Origin of the sequence: Streptococcus gwangjuensis, from assembly GCF_028156745.1 — a bacterium.
Classification (GTDB): Bacteria; Bacillota; Bacilli; order Lactobacillales; family Streptococcaceae; genus Streptococcus; species Streptococcus gwangjuense_A.
This window is the reverse complement of the sequence record NZ_JAODJG010000029.1, coordinates 171015-191177: the sequence shown is the minus strand read 5'-3', so window position 1 is coordinate 191177 and position 20163 is coordinate 171015. Positions and strand designations below refer to the sequence as shown.

At 41.4% G+C, this 20163-nt stretch carries 17 protein-coding genes and 2 tRNA genes; 1 reads left to right on the top strand and 18 read right to left on the bottom strand.

The features are described from left to right. Positions 1–37: 37 nt before the first annotated feature. The 17 genes from sufB to parE form a co-directional block, all read right to left on the bottom strand. Entirely contained in the window at positions 38–1450 is a 1413-nt protein-coding gene (gene sufB, locus N5909_RS03265) for a Fe-S cluster assembly protein SufB (RefSeq protein WP_033681946.1), read from the bottom strand. A gap of 60 nt (positions 1451–1510) precedes the next feature. Beyond that, entirely contained in the window at positions 1511–1948 is a 438-nt protein-coding gene (gene sufU / locus N5909_RS03260; protein ID WP_033681947.1) for a Fe-S cluster assembly sulfur transfer protein SufU, read from the bottom strand. After that, positions 1935–3161, bottom strand: a complete 1227-nt coding sequence (locus N5909_RS03255) for a cysteine desulfurase (RefSeq protein ID WP_033681948.1) — start codon at positions 3159–3161, stop codon at positions 1935–1937. Before N5909_RS03255 ends, sufU begins: the two co-directional genes overlap by 14 nt. A 10-nt stretch (positions 3162–3171) precedes the next feature. Then, the gene (gene sufD, locus N5909_RS03250; protein ID WP_033681949.1) at positions 3172–4434 is read right to left on the bottom strand and encodes a Fe-S cluster assembly protein SufD; all 1263 of its coding nucleotides are present in this window, start codon (positions 4432–4434) and stop codon (positions 3172–3174) included. Positions 4435–4461: 27 nt separating this feature from the next. Further along, complete coding sequence (gene sufC / locus N5909_RS03245; RefSeq protein ID WP_000114489.1) at positions 4462–5232, bottom strand: Fe-S cluster assembly ATPase SufC; 771 nt, start codon at positions 5230–5232, stop codon at positions 4462–4464. Positions 5233–5382: 150 nt separating this feature from the next. Continuing rightward, positions 5383–5577 (bottom strand): DUF3272 domain-containing protein, encoded by a 195-nt coding sequence (locus N5909_RS03240; protein ID WP_001081602.1) that lies wholly within the window; start codon positions 5575–5577, stop codon positions 5383–5385. 27 nt (positions 5578–5604) lie between these two features. Beyond that, on the bottom strand, positions 5605–7260 hold the full coding sequence (gene dnaX, locus N5909_RS03235) for a DNA polymerase III subunit gamma/tau (RefSeq protein ID WP_271630797.1): 1656 nt from the start codon (positions 7258–7260) through the stop codon (positions 5605–5607). Further along, positions 7260–7757 (bottom strand): GAF domain-containing protein, encoded by a 498-nt coding sequence (locus N5909_RS03230; protein ID WP_033681951.1) that lies wholly within the window; start codon positions 7755–7757, stop codon positions 7260–7262. The genes dnaX and N5909_RS03230 overlap by 1 nt, the downstream gene beginning before the upstream one ends. Before the next feature lie 85 nt (positions 7758–7842). Further along, complete coding sequence (gene rpsA, locus N5909_RS03225; RefSeq protein WP_001001631.1) at positions 7843–9045, bottom strand: 30S ribosomal protein S1; 1203 nt, start codon at positions 9043–9045, stop codon at positions 7843–7845. 161 nt (positions 9046–9206) lie between these two features. Next, positions 9207–9278 (bottom strand) — tRNA-Gln (locus N5909_RS03220). A 9-nt stretch (positions 9279–9287) separates the two neighbouring features. Continuing rightward, positions 9288–9368, bottom strand: a tRNA-Tyr gene (locus N5909_RS03215). A 49-nt stretch (positions 9369–9417) separates the two neighbouring features. After that, the gene (locus tag N5909_RS03210) at positions 9418–9648 is read right to left on the bottom strand and encodes a DUF2969 domain-containing protein (protein WP_000037113.1); all 231 of its coding nucleotides are present in this window, start codon (positions 9646–9648) and stop codon (positions 9418–9420) included. A 98-nt stretch (positions 9649–9746) separates the two neighbouring features. Then, complete coding sequence (locus tag N5909_RS03205; RefSeq protein WP_033681952.1) at positions 9747–11714, bottom strand: peptide ABC transporter substrate-binding protein; 1968 nt, start codon at positions 11712–11714, stop codon at positions 9747–9749. 22 nt (positions 11715–11736) lie between these two features. Further along, positions 11737–12759, bottom strand: a complete 1023-nt coding sequence (locus tag N5909_RS03200) for a branched-chain amino acid aminotransferase (protein ID WP_033681953.1) — start codon at positions 12757–12759, stop codon at positions 11737–11739. Positions 12760–12894: 135 nt separating this feature from the next. Continuing rightward, positions 12895–15366, bottom strand: a complete 2472-nt coding sequence (parC, locus tag N5909_RS03195) for a DNA topoisomerase IV subunit A (RefSeq protein ID WP_271630796.1) — start codon at positions 15364–15366, stop codon at positions 12895–12897. Positions 15367–15606: 240 nt separating this feature from the next. Continuing rightward, positions 15607–16425 (bottom strand): aminoglycoside 6-adenylyltransferase, encoded by an 819-nt coding sequence (locus tag N5909_RS03190; RefSeq protein ID WP_271630794.1) that lies wholly within the window; start codon positions 16423–16425, stop codon positions 15607–15609. A 27-nt stretch (positions 16426–16452) separates the two neighbouring features. After that, positions 16453–18396 (bottom strand): DNA topoisomerase IV subunit B, encoded by a 1944-nt coding sequence (gene parE, locus N5909_RS03185; protein ID WP_271630793.1) that lies wholly within the window; start codon positions 18394–18396, stop codon positions 16453–16455. Between the two features lie 135 nt (positions 18397–18531). Here parE and plsY point away from each other — a divergent pair, with 135 nt between their 5' ends. Continuing rightward, positions 18532–19173 (top strand): glycerol-3-phosphate 1-O-acyltransferase PlsY, encoded by a 642-nt coding sequence (plsY, locus tag N5909_RS03180; RefSeq protein WP_271630792.1) that lies wholly within the window; start codon positions 18532–18534, stop codon positions 19171–19173. Between the two features lie 33 nt (positions 19174–19206). Here the strand turns inward: plsY and N5909_RS03175 are convergent, their stop codons facing one another. Continuing rightward, positions 19207–20163 (bottom strand): ABC transporter permease, encoded by a 957-nt coding sequence (locus N5909_RS03175; protein ID WP_271630790.1) that lies wholly within the window; start codon positions 20161–20163, stop codon positions 19207–19209.

Sequence of the window (20163 nt, the reverse complement as noted above, 5' to 3'; positions counted from 1 at the left end):
TGAACAGAAATAAATCCTGCTCAGATTATACATATTCTTACCCAACTGATCCTTCCATTTCATAGCTAATCAAACGGTTAAGTTCAACAGCATATTCCATTGGAAGCTCTTTTGTAAATGGTTCTACAAATCCCATAACAATCATTTCAGTTGCCTCTGATTCTGACAATCCACGACTCATGAGGTAATAGAGTTGCTCTTCTGAAATCTTAGATACCTTAGCTTCGTGTTCCAAAGCAACTTGTGAGTTGTGAATTTCGTTAAACGGAATGGTATCTGATGCTGACAAGTCATCCATGATAATGGTATCACACTCGATGTGAGAAACAGATTTCTTAGAGCTTTTATTAAAGGTTACCTGTCCACGGTAGTCCACCTTTCCTCCGCCTTTAGCGATGGATTTAGACACGATAGACGAGCTTGTATGTGGAGCGTTGTGGATCATCTTAGCTCCAGTATCCTGGTGTTGCCCAGCATTGGCAAAAGCGATAGAGAGCATGGTACCACGCGCCCCTTCTCCATCTAGGTAAACAGATGGGTATTTCATGGTTGTTTTGGCACCCAAGTTACCATCAATCCACTCAACAGTGGCATCCTTTTGAGCCTTAGCACGCTTTGTTACCAAGTTATAGACGTTATCAGACCAGTTTTGGATAGTCGTATAACGCATATAAGCTCCATCCAAGGCAAAGATTTCTACAATGGCAGCATGCAAGCTGTTACTTGAATAAGTTGGCGCTGTACATCCTTCTACATAATGGACACTTGCTCCTTCATCAACGATAATCAAGGTACGTTCAAACTGACCTGTATTCTCGTTGTTTATACGGAAGTAAGTTTGAAGTGGAATATCTACCTTGACCCCTTTTGGTACGTAGATAAAGGTTCCACCAGACCATACTGCTGAGTTGAGGGCCGCCAACTTGTTATCAGTCGGTGGTACCAACTTCGCAAAGTATTGCTTAAACAAGTCTGGGTATTCCTTAAGGGCAGAATCCGTATCTGTAAAGATAATCCCCAATTTCTGGAACTCTTCCTTCATGTTGTGGTAAACCACTTCTGACTCATACTGGGCAGAGGCTCCAGCTAGATATGCACGTTCTGCTTCAGGAATCCCGATACGTTCAAAGGTTTCTTTAATTTTTTCAGGAACATCATCCCAAGAACGGGCTGGTTTATCAGATGGTTTTTGGTAGTAGATCAAATCATCAAAGTCAATCTCTGACAAGTCTGCTCCCCAAGTTTGCATAGGCATTTTTTTGAAGGTTTCATAAGACTTCAAACGGAACTCTAACATCCACTCAGGTTCTCCCTTTGCAGCTGATAGTTCACGAATGACATCTTCATTCAATCCTTTTCCTGTCGATAGGACAGGCTCTACATCATCATGGAAACCAAATTTATATTCACCAAGGTCAATTGGTTTTGGTTCTACTCTTTCTTCAGCCATAATATCCTTTCTTTCATTCTTCATTTCTACTGATTCATAAAACAAAAGAAACTTGTCTTACTAATTTTCTTGATTTTCAATTGTTTTCTTTAGGGCGTTCCAAGCTAGGGTTGCACACTTGATTCGTTGAGGGAATTTTGCAACGCCTGATAAGAAGGCTGCGTCTCCAAGTTGGTCTTGACGCTCATCTTTTTGCCCTTGAACCATTTCAGAAAAAATAGTTGCAAGTTCTAAAATTTCTTGTTTGGTTTTTCCTAAAACGGCATCTGTCATCATGCTTGCAGAGGCAGTCGAGATGGTACAGCCTGAATTTAGAAAAGCAATATCCTCCAAACGACCCTCTGCGTCAAACTTGACAGAGAGGTTGATGACATCTCCACAGGTCGGATTGTTGAGACTGATTTGCTCAGCATCTTCCAACTTCCCTTGGTGATGTGGATTTTTCGAATGGTCCGCTACCACTGCCATATAAAGGCTATCTAGTTTAGAAAGTGCCATTGAAAAACTCCTTTGTCTTTTGTAAGGCATCGACTAGCTTGTCGCAATCTGCCTTGGTATTGTAGATATAAAAACTTGCACGAGCTGTAGCTGGAACGTCCAAATACTGGAGCAAGGGTTGAGCGCAATGGTGACCCGCACGAACAGCCACTCCTTCATAATCCAAAGCAGTCGCAAGGTCGTGCGGATGAAGGTCACCTAGGTTAAAGGCAATGACACCCGAACGTTGAGCCAAGTCCTGCGAACCATAAATGGTCAATCCTTCAATCGCCTGCAGTTTTGGAAAGACGTATGCAATCAGTTCCTGTTCATGGGCTTCAATCGCATCCATACCAATCTTTTCAAGATAATCTACTGCCGCAGCAAGTCCAATTGCACCTGCCATATTGGGAGTTCCTGCCTCGAATTTCCAAGGTAATTCCTTCCAACTAGCAGATTGCTCATAGACGAAATCAATCATTTCGCCGCCAAATTCTACTGGTGACATTTGCTCTAGGTACTCCTCTTTACCATAAAGGACACCAATACCAGTTGGACCAGCCATCTTGTGACCTGAAAAGGCAAAGAAGTCCACATCCAAGTCCTGAACATCAATCTTCATATGAGGCGTAGATTGAGCACCATCCACCACCATAATGGCTCCAACTTGATGAGCTAATTGAGTGATTTCTTTGATTGGATTGACCACACCCAGAACATTTGAGGCGTGAGCAAGGGAGACAAACTTGACTCTATCAGTCAATTTAGCTCGCAAATCATCCATATCCAGAGCTCCATCCTTGAGATAAACATAGACAAGTTCAGCTCCTGTCTTGCGACAAGTTTCTTGCCAAGGAATGATATTGGAATGGTGTTCCATGACAGAAATCAAGACCTGGTCTCCCTCAGTCAAGACTTTCTCTGCAAAGCGCGCCACCCAGTTAAGACTGGTTGTCGTTCCTCTGGTAAAGAGAACTTCCTTTGTAGAACCTGCATTGATAAACTTACGAACGGTTTCACGAGCAGCTTCATAGGAAGCTGTTGCCCGTTCTGCTAAAGTATGGACACCACGGTGAACATTGGCATTGTCCTGCTCATAGTAGCGGTTGATTGTTTCAAGAACTGCTAGTGGTTTTTGTGTCGTCGCAGCATTGTCCAAATAGACCAATGGTTCATCGTTGACAATCTGGTCTAAAATTGGAAAATCCTTACGAATCACTTCTACATCTAACATAGGCTTCCCCTTAGCGTTTTGACAATTTTTCTTCGATAGTTGCAATCATCTCATCACGAACTTCTTTGACTGGAATCTCAACGATAACAGATCCAAGGAAACCACGAACAACCAAACGCTCTGCAGTTGCCTTATCCAAGCCACGGCTCATGAGGTAGTACATGTCTTCCGGATCTACCTGACCGATAGAAGCCGCGTGTCCTGCAGTTACGTCATTTTCATCAATCAAAAGGATTGGGTTGGCATCTGAACGCGCTTGGTCTGAAAGCATAAGAACACGACTCTCTTGTTGGGCATCTGCTCCCTTGGCACCCTTGATAATGTGGCCAATACCATTGAAGGTTAAGGTTGCTTTTTCAAGAATAACCCCATGTTGGAGGATATTTCCGATTGAGTTGCAACCATAGTTAGTCACTCGAGTATCAATTCCTTGTACCTGACGGCCACTTGAAAGAGCTACAACTTTCAGGTCAGCATGGCTACCATTTCCAATCAAATCACTATCAAAGTCAGCAACGACATTTCCTTCGTTCATGACACCAATCGCCCAGTCAATGCTTGCATCGTTACCTAATTTACCACGACGGCTAATGTAGGCAGTGACGTTTTCACCTAGACGGTCGATCGCAGCAAACTTGACTTGAGCACCAGAACGCGCAATGACTTCTACTGTGATATTGGCAGTTGCTTTGGCACTTCCTTCACCGCGTGACTCTAAACGCTCCAGATAACTAATCTTAGAATTTTTACCAGCGATAATCATAATATGCTTGTTAAACGGCACATCACTATCGCTGTCTTGATAGAAAATTCCTTCTATTGGTTCTTTAATTTCAACATTATCAGGAATGTAAAGAACAGCACCACTATTGAAATAAGCTGTATGGTAGGCTGCCAACTTGTCATCGTCATACTTAACAGATGACATGAAGAATTCTTCGATCAGTTCTGGAATTTCTTCTAAAGCTGAATGGAAATCTGTGAAGACAACACCCTGTTCAGCCAACTCAACTGGAGTTTGCTCAAAAACAGTTTGAGTTCCTACTTGCACCAACTTCAAGTGATTATCTAGTGCAGTGAAATCTGGAACATTTGCTGATGGCTCACTTTCTGTAATCGTTCCATCCCCCAGATTCCAACGGTGGAATTTGACACGCTCAATAACTGGTAATTCCAAAGTCTCAATCTTGTCAAAAGCTTTTTGACGGAGATCAGCCAACCAGCTTGGTTCAGCGTGCATTTCTGAAAAAAGTTTAATATTTTCTTTAGTCATTTACTTCTCCTAAAAGATACGAGGGAATTACAATTCTTCCTTGTAGTCATAGCCAAGTTCTTCAGCTAGTTTTGCGTATCCTTCACGTTCCAAACGCGCAGCCAATTCTGGACCACCAGAAAGGACAACACGACCTTCCATCATCACGTGTACCACATCAGGTGTGATGTAGTTCAAAAGACGTTGGTAGTGAGTGATAATCATAGCACCAAAGCCTTCACCACGCATGGCATTAACACCTTTAGAGACAACTTTAAGAGCGTCAATATCAAGACCAGAGTCAATCTCGTCCAAAAGTGCAAATGTTGGTTCCAACATCAAAAGTTGAAGAATTTCATTACGTTTTTTCTCACCACCAGAGAAACCTTCGTTGAGGTAACGCTCTGCCATTTCTTCTTTCATGTTGAGCAATTCCATCTTCTCGTCTAGTTTAGTAATAAACTCACGAACTGAAATCTTCTCATCATCTTCTTTACCAGCATTCATGGCTGCACGAAGAAACTCAGCATTAGTAATACCAGGAATTTCTGATGGATATTGCATAGCAAGGAAAAGTCCCATACGCGCACGCTCGTCCACTTCCAATTCAAGGATGTTTACGCCGTCAAACAAGACTTCACCTTTGGTAACTTCATAGTTAGGGTTCCCCATGATAGCGGCAGAAAGAGTTGATTTACCAGTACCATTTGGTCCCATGATAGCGGCGATTTCGCCTGTTTTCAGGGTCAGGTTAACCCCTTTTAAAATTTCTTTTCCTTCAATCTCAACGTGAAGATCTTTGATCTCTAATACTGACATGATAGTTCCTTTCTTTTTCAAGGCCTTTACAGTACTTACTAGAAACATACTTAATTTCCCTAGAAAATACGGTAAAAGGTCAATAAATATACTTTTATAGTATAACAAAAAAAAGCCTAAAAGGCTTTGATTTTGTCTAGAAGCTGAGGATTAGTCTTTTCCTTTTAAATGTTGGTCAATGACATCTACAATCTTGCCCATCAAATAACTAACTCGAAAATTTCTAAAGAGCAAAATGGCCCAAAAGGCTGCCATAATATAACGACCAGTCATCCAAGCTTCATTGAAAAAATAGGTCTCAGCAGCTGTAAACAGCGCGATGATAATAAATTGTTGTCTATTCATAAACTTATTGTATCATGAAATCTTTCTTTAGTCTTCCTCTACCTTCACTTTATCAGCCAAAAATTCAAATCCTTCTGGTATCAGACTTTCTTCTGCTTCTTTTTCAACTTGAGAAGATTTAGCTTTAGCTGAAAAGGCTGCGCGAACTTCTTTCCATTCCTCCATGGAAATGGCTAAAATCTCAGGTGAAAAACCTGCTGCCTGACTGAGGATATTGCCAAACATGGTGTTGAGATTGTCTCGTTTCATGGTTTGACCAGCATTGAAGTTAGACTCAAAAGCAAGAATAGCATGGTGTTCATTGGCCGCAACCGGTTGAGAACCAACTAGCAGAGCCTTATCAGGGCCTCCTAGACTTTCAATCACCTCTCCCCAGGCATTCTGCAGACGAATCAGATTTTGACGTGCTAAATCAGGATTTTCAACAGCCTCTTGTAAGATAGATTGAACCTTATTGCGGTCCACACGATAGACTGTCTTGCCCGTTGCTGGGCGACTAGGTGCTGGACTAGTTGGCTTGGGTATAGTTTCTACATTTGCTAGTTCTTGCTTAAGACGCGCAACTTCCTGTCTCAATGCAGCAATTTCATGTTCAACTGCCCCAGAAAGAGTTGGTTCAGGCTTAATCTCTGCCAAACGGATAGTCATCATCTCAGCATAAATCTTGGGCTGCAAACTAGACTTAATATCTGCTAAACTGACTGTCGCCAAGCGAATCATTTCAAACAGATTTTCTTGAGGAAGAGCTAAATTCTCAACAAAGACTGGACTATGATGAGTATTTTCTCCCCCTGTTTGAACAATTAACAAGTCTCTTAAATAGTGCAAAAGGTCGGTCACAAAACGAGTCATGCTCTTACCATTGTCAAAGAGAAGATTTAAGCACGCTAGGGACTTTGGAACATCCTGTTGAGACAAGGCAGACACATAATCATCCAAGGCTGATAGACTAATGGTGCCAGTAATTTCTTCAGAGATGGCAGTTGTCAATTCATTTCCCTGTGTCAAACTTAGGGCTTGATCCAAAATAGACAAGGCGTCCCGCATCCCACCTTCAGCCCGTCTGGCAATGATTTCCACAGCCTCTGGTTCAGAACTGATATTTTCTTTTTCTAAAATATAGTGGATATGTTCCTTAATATCCTGTGTCTTAATTGATTTAAACTCAAAACGTTGCACACGAGATAGAATAGTGGCAGGAATCTTGTGCAATTCAGTAGTGGCCAAAATAAAGACCACATTCTGTGTTGGCTCTTCCAGAGTCTTTAGGAGGGCATTAAAAGCCCCTGTAGACAGCATATGAACCTCATCTATGATATACACCTTATAACGAGCAAGGCTAGGAGCGTAGGTAGATTTATCACGAATTTCACGAATTTCATCGACCCCATTATTAGAGGCCGCATCCATTTCGATGACATCTTCTAAACTACCGTCCGTCACAGCCTGACAAATATAGCAGTTATTGCAAGGTTCACCACCTACTTGATTGGGACAGTTCATAGCTTTGGCAAAAATCTTAGCTACACTGGTTTTTCCCGTTCCACGGGGACCAGAAAAAAGATAAGCATGACTTATTTTCTCTTGTTCAACTGCTTGTTTAAGAGTCTTAGCCACAACCTCTTGACCAACCAACTGGGAGAAGTTTTGACTTCTATATTTTCGATAAAGTGCTTGATACATTAGGCTTTCTCCCCAAACATTGTAAAGTCCCATTCTGTTTTTTCAAGCAAAATAGCGACAAATTGTTCCAAATAATCTCGATCCATAGCATCATAATCATCAATCTCTGAAGAATCCAAATCCAGAACTCCAAGTAATTGACCATTCTTTATCATGGGCACAACAATTTCACTTTTAGCTCGACTATCACAAGAAATATAGTTGGGATAAGTCGTTACATCTCCAACAATAACAGTTTCCTGAAAATGAGCTGCCTCACCACAAACACCCTTTCCCAGTGCAATACGGATGCAGGAAACTCCTCCTTGGAAGGGACCTAAAATCAATTCCTCTCCATCGAACAGATAAAAGCCTGCAAATACGGTATTAGGAAAGCGTGATTTTAGAAGAGCACTGGCATTGGAAAGATTAGCCAAAACATTGGTTTCACCATCCAATAAAAAAGAGAACTCCTCATTTAACATTTGATAACGTGATTGTTTTTCTGATTCTAACATAGAACTATTATATCAAAAAAGACTTACAGACAAAAGAAAAATCCCTTGTTTATGAAACAAAGGATTTTATGAATTTTCAATTTGATTAAAGTTCGATATCACCGAACAAGTCAGCCATTGAGAATCCTGTTTGTGTTTCTGGAAGTTCGAAATCACGTTTTTCTTGACGTTTTGGACGACGTGGACGAGCAGCACGTTTTTCTTCTTTTTGTCCTTCTTCTTGAGCTGGACGCTCTTCAAGAGCTTTGATAGAAAGTGATACGCGCTCTGCATCTGCGTTAACTTCAAGAACTTTAACTTGAACTTCTTGACCAACTTTAAGAGCTTCTTTTGGATTTTCAATACGTTTGTGTGAAATTTGTGATACGTGAACAAGTCCATCGATACCTGGCAATACTTCAACAAATGCACCGAAGTCAGTCAAACGTTTAACTGTTCCTTCTACTACATCACCTTTAGCCAATTTTTGCTCAACGCCATCCCATGGTCCAGGTGTTGTTGCTTTAAGTGAAAGGGATACACGTCCTTCTTCTTCGTTAAGGTCAAGGATTTTCACTTCAATTTCTTCACCAACAGTTACAACTGATTTTGGTGATACGTTACGTTCGTGTGACAATTCAGTCAAGTGAACCAATCCATCAACACCACCAAGATCGATGAAAGCACCGAAGCTTGTGATACGAGCAACTTTACCAGTTACAACATCACCAACAGCCAATTTACCGAACACTTCAGCGCGAGCTGCTGCAGTAGCTGCTTCAACAACTTCACGACGTGAAAGGATGAAGCGGTTTTCTTTAGCGTCAACTTCTTTGATTTTAGCGTCAAATTCTTGACCTACAAAACGCTCAGTGTTACGTACGAAACGAGTATCCAACATTGAAGCTGGGATAAATCCACGAACACCTTCAAATTCTACTGAAAGTCCACCTTTAACGGCACGAGTTCCTTTAACAGTAACAACTTCTTCTTCGCGACCAACAAGTTTGTCCCATGCTTTGCGAGCTTCAAGGCGTTTTTTAGATACAAGGTATGTAACTGTATCAGTATCTTTACCAACTACTTGACGAAGTACAAGAACATCCAATACTTCTCCTACTTTAACAAAGTCATTGATATCTGCATCGCGATCGTTTGTCAATTCGCGAAGAGTCAAGACACCTTCAACACCAGTTCCAGAGATTGCAACGTTAGCTTGAGTCGCATCAACTGTCAATACTTCAGCACTAACAACATCACCAGTCTCAACTTGGCTAACGCTATTTAGCAAATCTTCAAATTCGTTCATCTAAAAAATCCTCCAACAATCAAGTTTTTCTTAAACTTGACATACTTATAATTTTTTTCCTAAGCACCCGCCAGAACAAGTTCATATCGTTCACGTCTTTCAATTATAAAAATAAAATACCCTAAGATATTTTGCTTTTTATCTTGATCATTACCTAAGAACTGGGGTAGCTGGATTCGAACCAACGCATGAGGGAGTCAAAGTCCCTTGCCTTACCGCTTGGCTATACCCCATTGATGAAATGGAGAGAGAGGGATTCGAACCCCCGAACCCGAAGGAGCGGATTTACAGTCCGCCGCGTTTAGCCTCTTCGCTATCTCTCCTACAATCAACATGGACTATTATATCATGAAAATTTCAAAAAAACAAGACTTATTTTGCTAAATTATAATTTTCAATCAAAATTTCCACAGCTTTTTCCAATTTTTTATAAAAACTATCGACATTCCCATTCTTTATGATGGCAAATTGTCCATCTAATTCGGCAATTTCTCCGATAACCTTTTTACCAATGGTCAATGTATAACCTTCAAAACTGTCTTTTCCTACATTAACTTTGGCATCCGCTACTTGAATTTCGATTTTTTTATCTTTCTTACTCATTTCATACCTCTCTTCACTTTTTCTATTTTACAAGAAAATCCTAAAACTAGCAAGAAAAAACTCTATATCATTCCATATCTGATATAGAGTTTTCTGCTTTATTTAATGTGTTTTTCTAGTTCTTTTTGGTACTTACCATTTGATTCCAATTTTTCTTTTTGCCATTTTTTCAGTGCTTCTTCATATTCTTTTGTTGTAACAATATCTTTTTGCAATTTCATTCCTTTAAAGATATATGGGTCACCCTTAATACCAACTTGTGAGTATGGTTTTGAGAATGGTACTACATTACTTACAACTGGAGAACCACCAGATGAGGCTGTTGGCATCAATAATGAACTATCTGTCAACCAAGCTTGAGCCTTGGCATATTTTTCATAGCGTTCTTCAAGATTCGTAGTTTCTGAATCCGCATCATCCAATAATTTCTTATATTCATCTAAACCAAGTTTAGCTACAACATCTTTATCTTTCCCTTTAGTAATACCTAGGTGCTTCATAGCAGAACCTGATTTAGGATCCATGATATTCAAGTAAGATGCTGGGTCTTGATAACTTGGAGCCCATCCTGTACTGTTCAAATCATAGTCTTTTTGAGAAGGAACACGCGCTTGTGAAGTGATTGTTTCCTTTTCATTATCTGTCATTTGAAGAACGTCGATAACAACATTTTCAGCACCAAGAGTTGATTCAATTGACTGTTTGAAAGAGTTGCTTTGTTGAACGGCGATAGTATCTGTTTGTTCAACTGGGACATCCAAGTGAATTGGGAAAGTTACCCCTTTAGATTCCAAGTCTTTCTTAGCTTTTTCAAAGGCTGCTTTAGCCTTGTCAGGGTTGTAGATAGAATCCTTACCGTCAACTAGCTCAACACCTTTCCATTGGTCACCATAGTTCACCAACTCTGCTTGAGCGATTTGACCAAAGTTCTTACCACCTGCTTGCACAAAGTTATCTGGAACTAGACTGTTACGAATAATCTTGTCCGCACCGTCTTCACCATTTAGCTGTGCAGCATAAGAATGGCGGTTGAAGGCAAAGTTGATAGCCTGACGGAAGTCCTTATTCAGCATAGCTTCTTTAGTTGAAGTTTTTTGCTCTTCACTTGTTTTCGCAGTTTTATTATATGACTGACGATTTACGTTAAAGGTGAAGTAATAGCTACTTGAGTCCTGTGGGCTATAAGTGATTTTATCTCCGTATTGTTCCAAAGTAGAAGCAAAGTTTGAGCTACTTGGGAAGAGACGAGCTGTCGTATAGGCACCAGAAGAGAAACTACGAATCAAGGATTCCTGATCAGAACCATCGTAGTAAGTCAATTTAATCTTCTCGATTTTTACCTTTTCTTTATCCCAATAATTTGGATTTTTCTCGTATTCAATCAACGATTTAGAAGTCAAGGTCTTCAAGATATAAGGACCATTGTAGAGAATCCCTGCTGGAGTAACTGCTCCATAATCTTTACCTGATGCCTTCAAAAACTCTTCATTTACAGGCAACATCGTTGCTGTTGTAACTTTAGAGTTCCAGAAGCTTTCTGGTTTGTTTAGAGTATATTCAACTGTGTAATCATCCAAAGCCTTGACACCAACTGTAGAGAAATCATTAGTCTCACCAGTCATGTAGGCATCCAAGCCCTTGATTGAATTTTGGATAAGAGAGACACCGTCTGACTTACCGTCGGCCACGTGTTTTAGTCCTGTTACAAAGTCATGGGCTGTTACTTCGGCGTATTCTTCACCTTCTGATGTGTACCATTTAACCCCTTTACGTAGTTTATAGGTATAAGTCAAACCATCTTTTGAGACAGACCAATCTTCAGCCAAGGAAGGAATAACATTTCCGTATTGGTCGTTTTCCATCAAACCATCAACCACGTTCCCAATGACATCTGTTGTAGAAGTACGAGTCGCTATACTATAGTCCAAAGATGCAGGATCTACTGCATAGACATATGAGAATGTTGTCGGTGCATCTGCTTCTTTATCAGCTTTTCCACAAGCTACTAAAAGAGCTGTTGTGCTCAGGACTACTCCTGCTGTTAAGAGCCACTTTTTCGATTTCATAAAAAATCTCCTTTAGTTTATTTTAATCTACTTTTACAATCCAACCTTCTGGCGCTTCAATATCGCCAAACTGAATTCCCGTCAATTCATCATATAATTTACGAGTCACAGGACCTACTTCTGTTTCACTATAGAAAACATGGAAATCATCACCGTGCTGAATTCCACCAATTGGAGAAATAACTGCTGCTGTACCACAGGCACCTGCCTCTACAAAACGGTCAAGGTTGTCAATCGGGACATCCCCCTCAATAGGAGTTAAGCCCAAACGATGTTCTGCCAAATAAAGCAAGGAATACTTGGTAATAGATGGCAAGATAGAAGGACTCAATGGTGTTACAAATTCATTATCAGCTGTAATTCCAAAGAAATTAGCTGATCCGACTTCTTCAATCTTTGTATGTGTTGATGGATCTAGATAGATAACATCTGAGAAATGACGTGACTTGGCCAATTTCCCTGGCAAGAGACTTGCAGCATAGTTTCCACCAACCTTAGCCGCACCTGTACCATTTGGTGCTGCACGGTCGTATTCATCCTGAATCAAGAAATTGGTTGGGACCAATCCACCTTTAAAGTAATTACCAACTGGCATAGCAAAGATGGTGAAAATGTATTCCTCTGCTGGTTTAACCCCAATAATATCTCCGACACCAATCAAAAGAGGACGAAGATATAGGGTTCCACCTGTTCCGTATGGAGGTACATATTCTTCATTGGCACGGACAACTGCTTTACAAGCTTCTACAAACATTTCTGTCGGAACTTGTGGCATCAAGAGTCGGTCACATGTTCGTTGCAGGCGTTTGGCATTTTCATCAGGACGGAACAGTTGAACACTGCCATCCTTAGTACGATAAGCTTTCAAACCTTCAAATGCTTGTTGTCCATAGTGAAGACTTGGAGAAGACTCAGAAATATGCAAGGTTGCATCTTCTGTCAACTCTCCTTGATTCCATTGTCCATTTTTAAAATGAGCAATATAGCGATAAGGTAATTTCATATAGGAAAAACCAAGGTTTTCCCAATCAATCGTTACTGTCATATTCCACTCCTTATTCTAAAAACCTATTTCTTTTATTCTACACTATTTTTCTAAAATAGCAAGTATATTTTGTAATTTTCAGAAAATTTCTTCAATAAAAAAGAACCAGCTCTTAGAACTGATTCTTCATTTCACTTATTTGGCTTCTGGAAATACTTCTTTAAGATAAGCGTCAAAAACTTCTTCATCTGAAATCGTGTCAGAAATGAAGCTTCCGTTGCTAGTCCTTTCTGACAGGTTCAAGTCTTGCAATCGGCTTTCATAGATTGTTCCTTTGTTTGATTGAACAAGCAGAGTTTGGTCATTTTCTTCAACTTCTGTACTGAAGAGATCACCGATGAAGCCTTGTTCTACAACTGCACCAGCCAAGAAGACACGATGCGGTTTGTTTTTCAACTCACGCAAGACTTGTAATCCTCGTTTGGCACGGCTGGTTGCTGGAATTTCGTCAATAGAAACACGTTTCAAGCTTCCACGTTGGGTTAAGAGGTAGAAGGATGAGGTATTGCAGATAAAGGCGGACTGAAGAATGTCATCTTCTTTCAAATTCATAGCCTTGACACCTGCAGCCTTGGCACCGACAACTGGAACCTCTTCGATGTTAAAGCGTAAGGCATAACCATTTTGGCTAATCAAGACAACATCATCCAGTTTGATTGGAGCTACTGCTACAATCTGGTCTGTCTCGTCTTTGAGCTTAGCATACTTGACAGACTTAGATTTATAGGTCCGCCATGGAGTGAACTCTTTTCGCTCTACACGCTTAATTTGACCGAGACGAGTCGCAGCAAAATAGGTTGTCGCATCATCAAACTGATCCACGACTTCCACGTAAAGGATTTCTTCGTTAGTTTCGAAGTTTGTGATGTTTTGGCTCAGATGCTCTCCGATATCCTTCCAGCGAATATCTGCCAATTCATGAATTGGTCGATAAATGACATTTCCAAGAGTCGTGAACATCAAAAGATGCTGTGTTGTCTTGACAGCTTGAGCAAAGATCAAACGGTCATCATCACGTTTGCCAATTTCCTCTAGCGTTGAAGCTGCAAAAGAACGTGGACTGGTACGCTTGATATAACCTGCCTTGGTCACGCTGACATAGGTATCTTCCTCGGCGATAAGACTAGCTGTATCAATCTCGATTACTTTCGCAGTGTCTTCTAACGAACTCAAACGTGGAGTCGCAAATTTCTTCTTGACCTCACGAAGCTCTTTCTTCATGAGATTGTACATGGTCCGTTCATCACCAATAATAGCAGCAAGCATAGCAATCTTCTCACGAAGCTCTGCTTCTTCTTCCTGCAAGACAACTACGTCTGTATTGGTCAAACGGTACAGTTGCAAGATTACGATAGCCTCAGCCTGCTCCTCTGTAAAATCATAGCTGATCTTGAGGTTTTCCTTAGCGTCTGCCTTATTCTCAGAAGCACGAATAAGCGCAATGACTTCGTCCAAAATCGAAATCATACGAATCAAACCTTCGACAATATGGAGACGTTTTTCAGCCTTTTCCTTATCAAAGCGCGAACGTGCCAGAATGACTTCACGACGGTGGGCAATATAGCTGGACAAGATTGGAACAATCCCGACCTGACGAGGTGTGAAATTATCAATCGCCACCATATTAAAGTTATAGTTGATTTGCAGGTCTGTGTACTTAAAGAGATAGTTAAGAACCAGCTCTGTATTAGCGTCTTTCTTGAGTTCGATAGCGATACGAAGACCATCACGGTCAGATTCGTCACGAACCTCAGCAATTCCTGCCACCTTGTTATTGACACGAACATCATCGATTTTCTTGACTAGATTGGCCTTGTTGATTTCATAAGGAATCTCAGTAATAACGATTTGTTCCTTACCACCTTTTAGCTTCTCAATCTCAGTCTTGGAACGAACAACTACGCGCCCTTTCCCAGTTTCATAGGCCTTCTTGATTTCATCACGGCCCTGAATAATTCCTCCTGTAGGGAAGTCTGGTCCAGGCAAGAATTCCATTAGTTTGTCTACCTTGGCAGTTGGATGGTCAATCATGTAAACTGTAGCATCAATGACCTCAGACAAATTATGGGGTGGAATATCTGTGGCATATCCAGCCGAAATTCCAGTCGAACCATTAACCAAGAGATTTGGAAAGGCTGCTGGCAAGACTGTCGGCTCTTTCTCGGTATCGTCAAAGTTCCAAGCAAAGGGAACGGTCTTCTTCTCGATATCTTGAAGAAGGTAGCCAGCAATTTCAGACAAACGCGCCTCGGTATAACGCATAGCCGCAGGTGGATCTCCGTCCATAGAACCGTTATTACCGTGCATTTCAACTAGAATCTCACGATTTTTCCAGTCCTGTGACATACGAACCATGGCATCATAGATAGAAATGTCACCGTGTGGGTGGAAATTCCCCATGATGTTACCGACAGACTTGGCCGACTTGCGGTAGCTCTTGTCAAAGGTATTGCCATCCTTATTCATAGAATAAAGAATACGGCGCTGAACCGGCTTCAAGCCATCCCGAATATCTGGCAAGGCCCGGTCTTGAATAATGTATTTGGAGTAGCGACCAAAGCGCTCTCCCATGATGTCCTCCAGGGACATGTTTTGAATGTTACTCATATAGGATACAAAGCCCGTAAAATGCAAAGTGAAAATAGGAAATTCTTGCAGTGAGAGATGCTCACAAGAGAATTTATCTTTTTCACACAGCATTTAGGGCGTGTTCAACTCCTTTCAAAGAATGTAGAGTGTGTGTAATGATAAAAGGATGTAGAAAGGATTAGTCCCGTGTTCAGTTACTATAAGTAACCAAACTATCCTTTCTGTAGTTTAAAATTATAATTTGTGTTCTTTCTTTTTTTAGTGATTTAGAAGGTTTTCCTCAGCATATCTCATCATCTTCTCAGCCACTTCTTTTTCATACTTAAAGCCCATCTTTTGAGCAAGATATTGAGCTTCCTGGTGGAAAAATTCCATGGTTGCTAATAAAGACTGAGTAATTTTGTCTAAACTTGAGAAATCAAGAAGAGCAGAGAATTCCTTCTCCTTCTCAATTGGCAAGTAGTTGAAGAGATACTTGTAATTTTTACCAATGTCGACAGCACCTCTATCACTTGCTACCTGCCAGGCCAATACTTTTAACAATTCCTGCTGACAAATACCGTAGAGATGGTCAGTCGAATAAATAACTTGCTTACGACAAATTCCTTTGACCACGTAGGCTGACACCCACCAAAATTCATTGCAGGCTTTTTCGAAATCTATCTGACTAGCTGGATTCGTCCAGTAACGTTGAGGATTTGGAGAATAAGGCGCAAACAAGCCCTTAGGGTCCTCTAACACCGTGAAATCCGCTTCGCTTTCTATCCACTCCTTGATATATTCTTTAGGACATAGAGTCAAATCAATCCTATTGCCATCTTCAAAGAGCATAAGAAATAGACGGCGATGTCCCAACCTAACCTCTTGCTCGATAATACGTTTACCAAACTGATCTGTCCAAGATAAATCTGAGATCAGCTCGTCCAGATTCTCTACAACATAGACTACATCGTAATCTTGAAATTCATCTTTTAGGGCCTTTGGGTTTGTCCGTGAACCAGACATGGCGACAGCCGCGACTTGTAAAGTTTCAGCAGTCTTTAAAATTACATCGAGCATTTCTGTTTCAGTTCTCATGTTGATACCCATTCATTAAAAACTAACTTAAAATACTGTCGCTTCTTCCAGCGTAAACTTGACATTGTCTTCAATCCACTTACGTCGTGGTTCGACCTTGTCTCCCATGAGGACATTAACGCGGCGTTCGGCGCGAGCCAGATCTTCAATGGTGACACGAATGAGGGTACGGGTTTCTGGATTCATAGTTGTTTCCCAGAGCTGGTCCGCATTCATCTCTCCAAGCCCCTTGTAGCGTTGGAGTGTTGCACCTTTACCGAACTGTTTGCGGAGTTCTTCTAGTTCTCCATCCGTCCAAGCATAGGCAACTTCTTCTTTCTTGCCTTTTCCTTTTGACATCTTGTAAAGAGGTGGAAGGGCAATATAGACATGTCCTGCTTCGACTAGCGGACGCATGTAGCGGTAGAAAAATGTCAAGAGTAAAGTCTGAATGTGGGCACCGTCGGTGTCCGCATCGGTCATGATAATGATCTTGTCATAATTGGCATCTTCAACGGAGAAGTCTGCTCCAACACCCGCACCAATGGTATAAATCATGGTATTGATTTCTTCATTTTTGAGGATATCCGCCATCTTGGCCTTGGCTGTATTGATAACCTTACCACGAAGAGGCAGAATAGCCTGGAACTTGCGATCACGACCTTGTTTGGCAGAACCTCCGGCAGAATCTCCCTCTACTAGATAGAGTTCATTCTTTGCTGGATTCTTAGACTGGGCTGGGGTCAATTTCCCAGACAGCAAGCCCTTGTCTTTTTTATTTTTCTTACCATTTCGGCTCTCATCACGCGCCTTACGTGCTGCTTCACGGGCATCACGCGCCTTGATAGCCTTGCGAATAAGATTAGAGGCTAGTTCCCCATTTTCCATGAGGAAGAAAGTCAACTTGTCAGCCACAATGCCATCCACAACTGGACGAGCTAGTGGACTTCCCAGTTTGTCCTTAGTCTGGCCCTCAAACTGCAAATGTTCTTCAGGAACAAGGATAGAAAGAACAGCTGCTAACCCTTCACGATAATCTGATCCTTCAAGATTTTTATCTTTTTCTTTGAGAAGGCCAGTTTTTCGCGCATAGTCATTCATGACTTTGGTAATGGCAGACTTAAGTCCAGTCTCATGCGTTCCACCATCTTTGGTGCGAACGTTATTGACAAAGGATAGGATGTTATCTGAAAATCCGTCATTGTACTGGAGGGCCACTTCCACTTGGAAACCATTGTCTTCACCTTCAAAGTATAGAACTGGCGTCAAGGTTTCCTTGTCTTCGTTCAGATAAGAAACAAAGTCCTGCACCCCATTCTCATAGTGGAATTCAATCCCTTCATCTGTTCGCTTGTCGGTCAAAGACAAGGTCACATTTTTCAAGAGAAAGGCTGATTCATTAAGACGCTCTGAAATGGTATTGTACTTGAAGTCTGTCGTAGAAAAGATAGTCGAATCAGGCATAAACGTAACCTTGGTACCTGTCTTAGACTTGGGCGCTGTACCGATTTTCTTCAAAGTCGTAACAGGTTTGCCACCATTTTCAAAACGTTGCTTATAGATTGCCCCATCACGAGTGATTTCAACTTCTAGCCAGCTAGAAAGGGCGTTAACTACGGAAGAGCCAACCCCGTGGAGACCACCTGATGTCTTGTAGCCTCCTTGACCAAATTTTCCTCCGGCGTGAAGAATGGTAAAGATAACCTCAACTGTTGGAATTCCCATAGCGTGCATACCTGTCGGCATCCCACGTCCATGGTCTTGTACAGTCAAACTCCCATCTTTATTGATGGTCACATCAATACGATCACCAAATCCAGACAAGGCCTCATCGACAGCATTATCGACGATTTCCCAGACTAGGTGGTGGAGACCAGCTCCATCGGTCGATCCGATATACATCCCTGGACGTTTTCGGACCGCATCCAACCCTTCTAGCACCTGAATGGCATCATCATTATAATTATTAATATTGATTTCCTTTTTTGACACAAGGAACCTCCTATTCGTTCATCTTTACTATTCTACAGGTTTTCCAAGGATTTTGCAAAATTTTTCTTTCTCCGGTGTGACAATTTCAGAAGAGATTCTCTGCCTTTCTTCTCCATTTCATGATATAATAGGAGTATGATTACAATAGTTTTATTAATCCTAGCTTATCTGCTGGGTTCGATTCCGTCTGGTCTCTGGATTGGACAAGTATTCTTTCAAATCAATCTGCGCGAGCATGGTTCTGGCAATACTGGAACGACCAATACTTTCCGCATTTTAGGCAAGAAAGCTGGTATGGCAACCTTTGTAATTGACTTTTTCAAAGGAACCCTAGCAACGCTTCTTCCGATTATGTTTCATCTGCAAGGCGTTTCGCCTCTCATCTTTGGACTTTTGGCTGTTATTGGTCATACCTTCCCTATCTTTGCAGGATTTAAGGGTGGCAAGGCTGTCGCAACCAGTGCGGGAGTGATTTTCGGATTTGCGCCTATCTTCTGTCTCTACCTAGCAGTTGTTTTCTTTGGAACCCTCTATCTGGGTAGTATGATTTCACTCTCTAGTGTCACAGCATCTATCGCGGCTGTTATCGGGGTTCTACTCTTTCCACTTTTTGGTTTTATCCTGAGCAACTATGACCCTCTCTTCATCGCTATTATCCTAGCACTTGCTAGTTTGATTATCATTCGACATAAGGATAATATCACGCGTATAAAAAATAAGACTGAAAATCTTGTTCCTTGGGGATTAAACTTAACCCATCAAAATTCTAAAAAATAAAACGCCAGTTCTGTACTGACGTTTTTTGTATGCTTATTTTGATTTGATATAGTTGATACCATCTGCTTTTGGTGCAACTGCTTTTCCAAAGAAGGCTGCCAAGACAAGTATTGTCAAAACATAAGGTGCGATTTGAAGATAAACCGCAGGCACTCCTTGTAGGAATGGCAACTGAGATCCGATAACAGCCAAACTTTGTGAAAGTCCAAAGAAGAGACTAGATAGCATGGCTCCGATTGGATTCCATTTCCCAAAAATCATCGCAGCAAGAGCGATAAATCCAGGTCCAACAATAGTTGTCACTGAGAAGTTAACTGAGATGGATTGAGCATAAATCGCTCCGCCAATTCCGCCTAGGAAACCTGAAATAATAACCCCTAAATATCTCATCTTGTAGACATTGATTCCCAAGGTATCCGCTGCTTGAGGGTGTTCACCGACAGAGCGGAGGCGAAGACCAAATCGAGTCTTGAAGAGTATAAACCAAGCAAGGAAGGAGAAGGCAATCGCTAGATAACCAAGTAGACTAGTTGACTTGAAGAAGATATCACCAATCACTGGGATATTCGCCAAGACTGGGAAATCAAAGCGTCCAAAAGTCTGAGTTAGGTTGTCAGTTTGTCCTTTGTTATAAAGAACTTTCACTAAAAAAACAGCCAAGGCAGGCGCCATCAAGTTCAATACCGTACCGCTGACAACATGGTCTGCACGGAAATGAACTGTCGCTGCTGCGTGGATGATAGAGAAGACACCACCAACCAATCCTGCAACTAGCAAAGATAGCCATGGAGTTGCTGCTCCAAATTGTTCTGCAAATTCAAGGTTAAAGACAACTCCAGAAAAGGCTCCCATAACCATAATTCCTTCAAGGCCGACGTTTACCACACCACCACGTTCAGAGAAAACACCACCGATACTTGTAAAGATGAGGGGGGCTGAGTAAATCAGCATAGAAGACACCAAGAGGGTGAGCAAGGTTGTAATAGACAT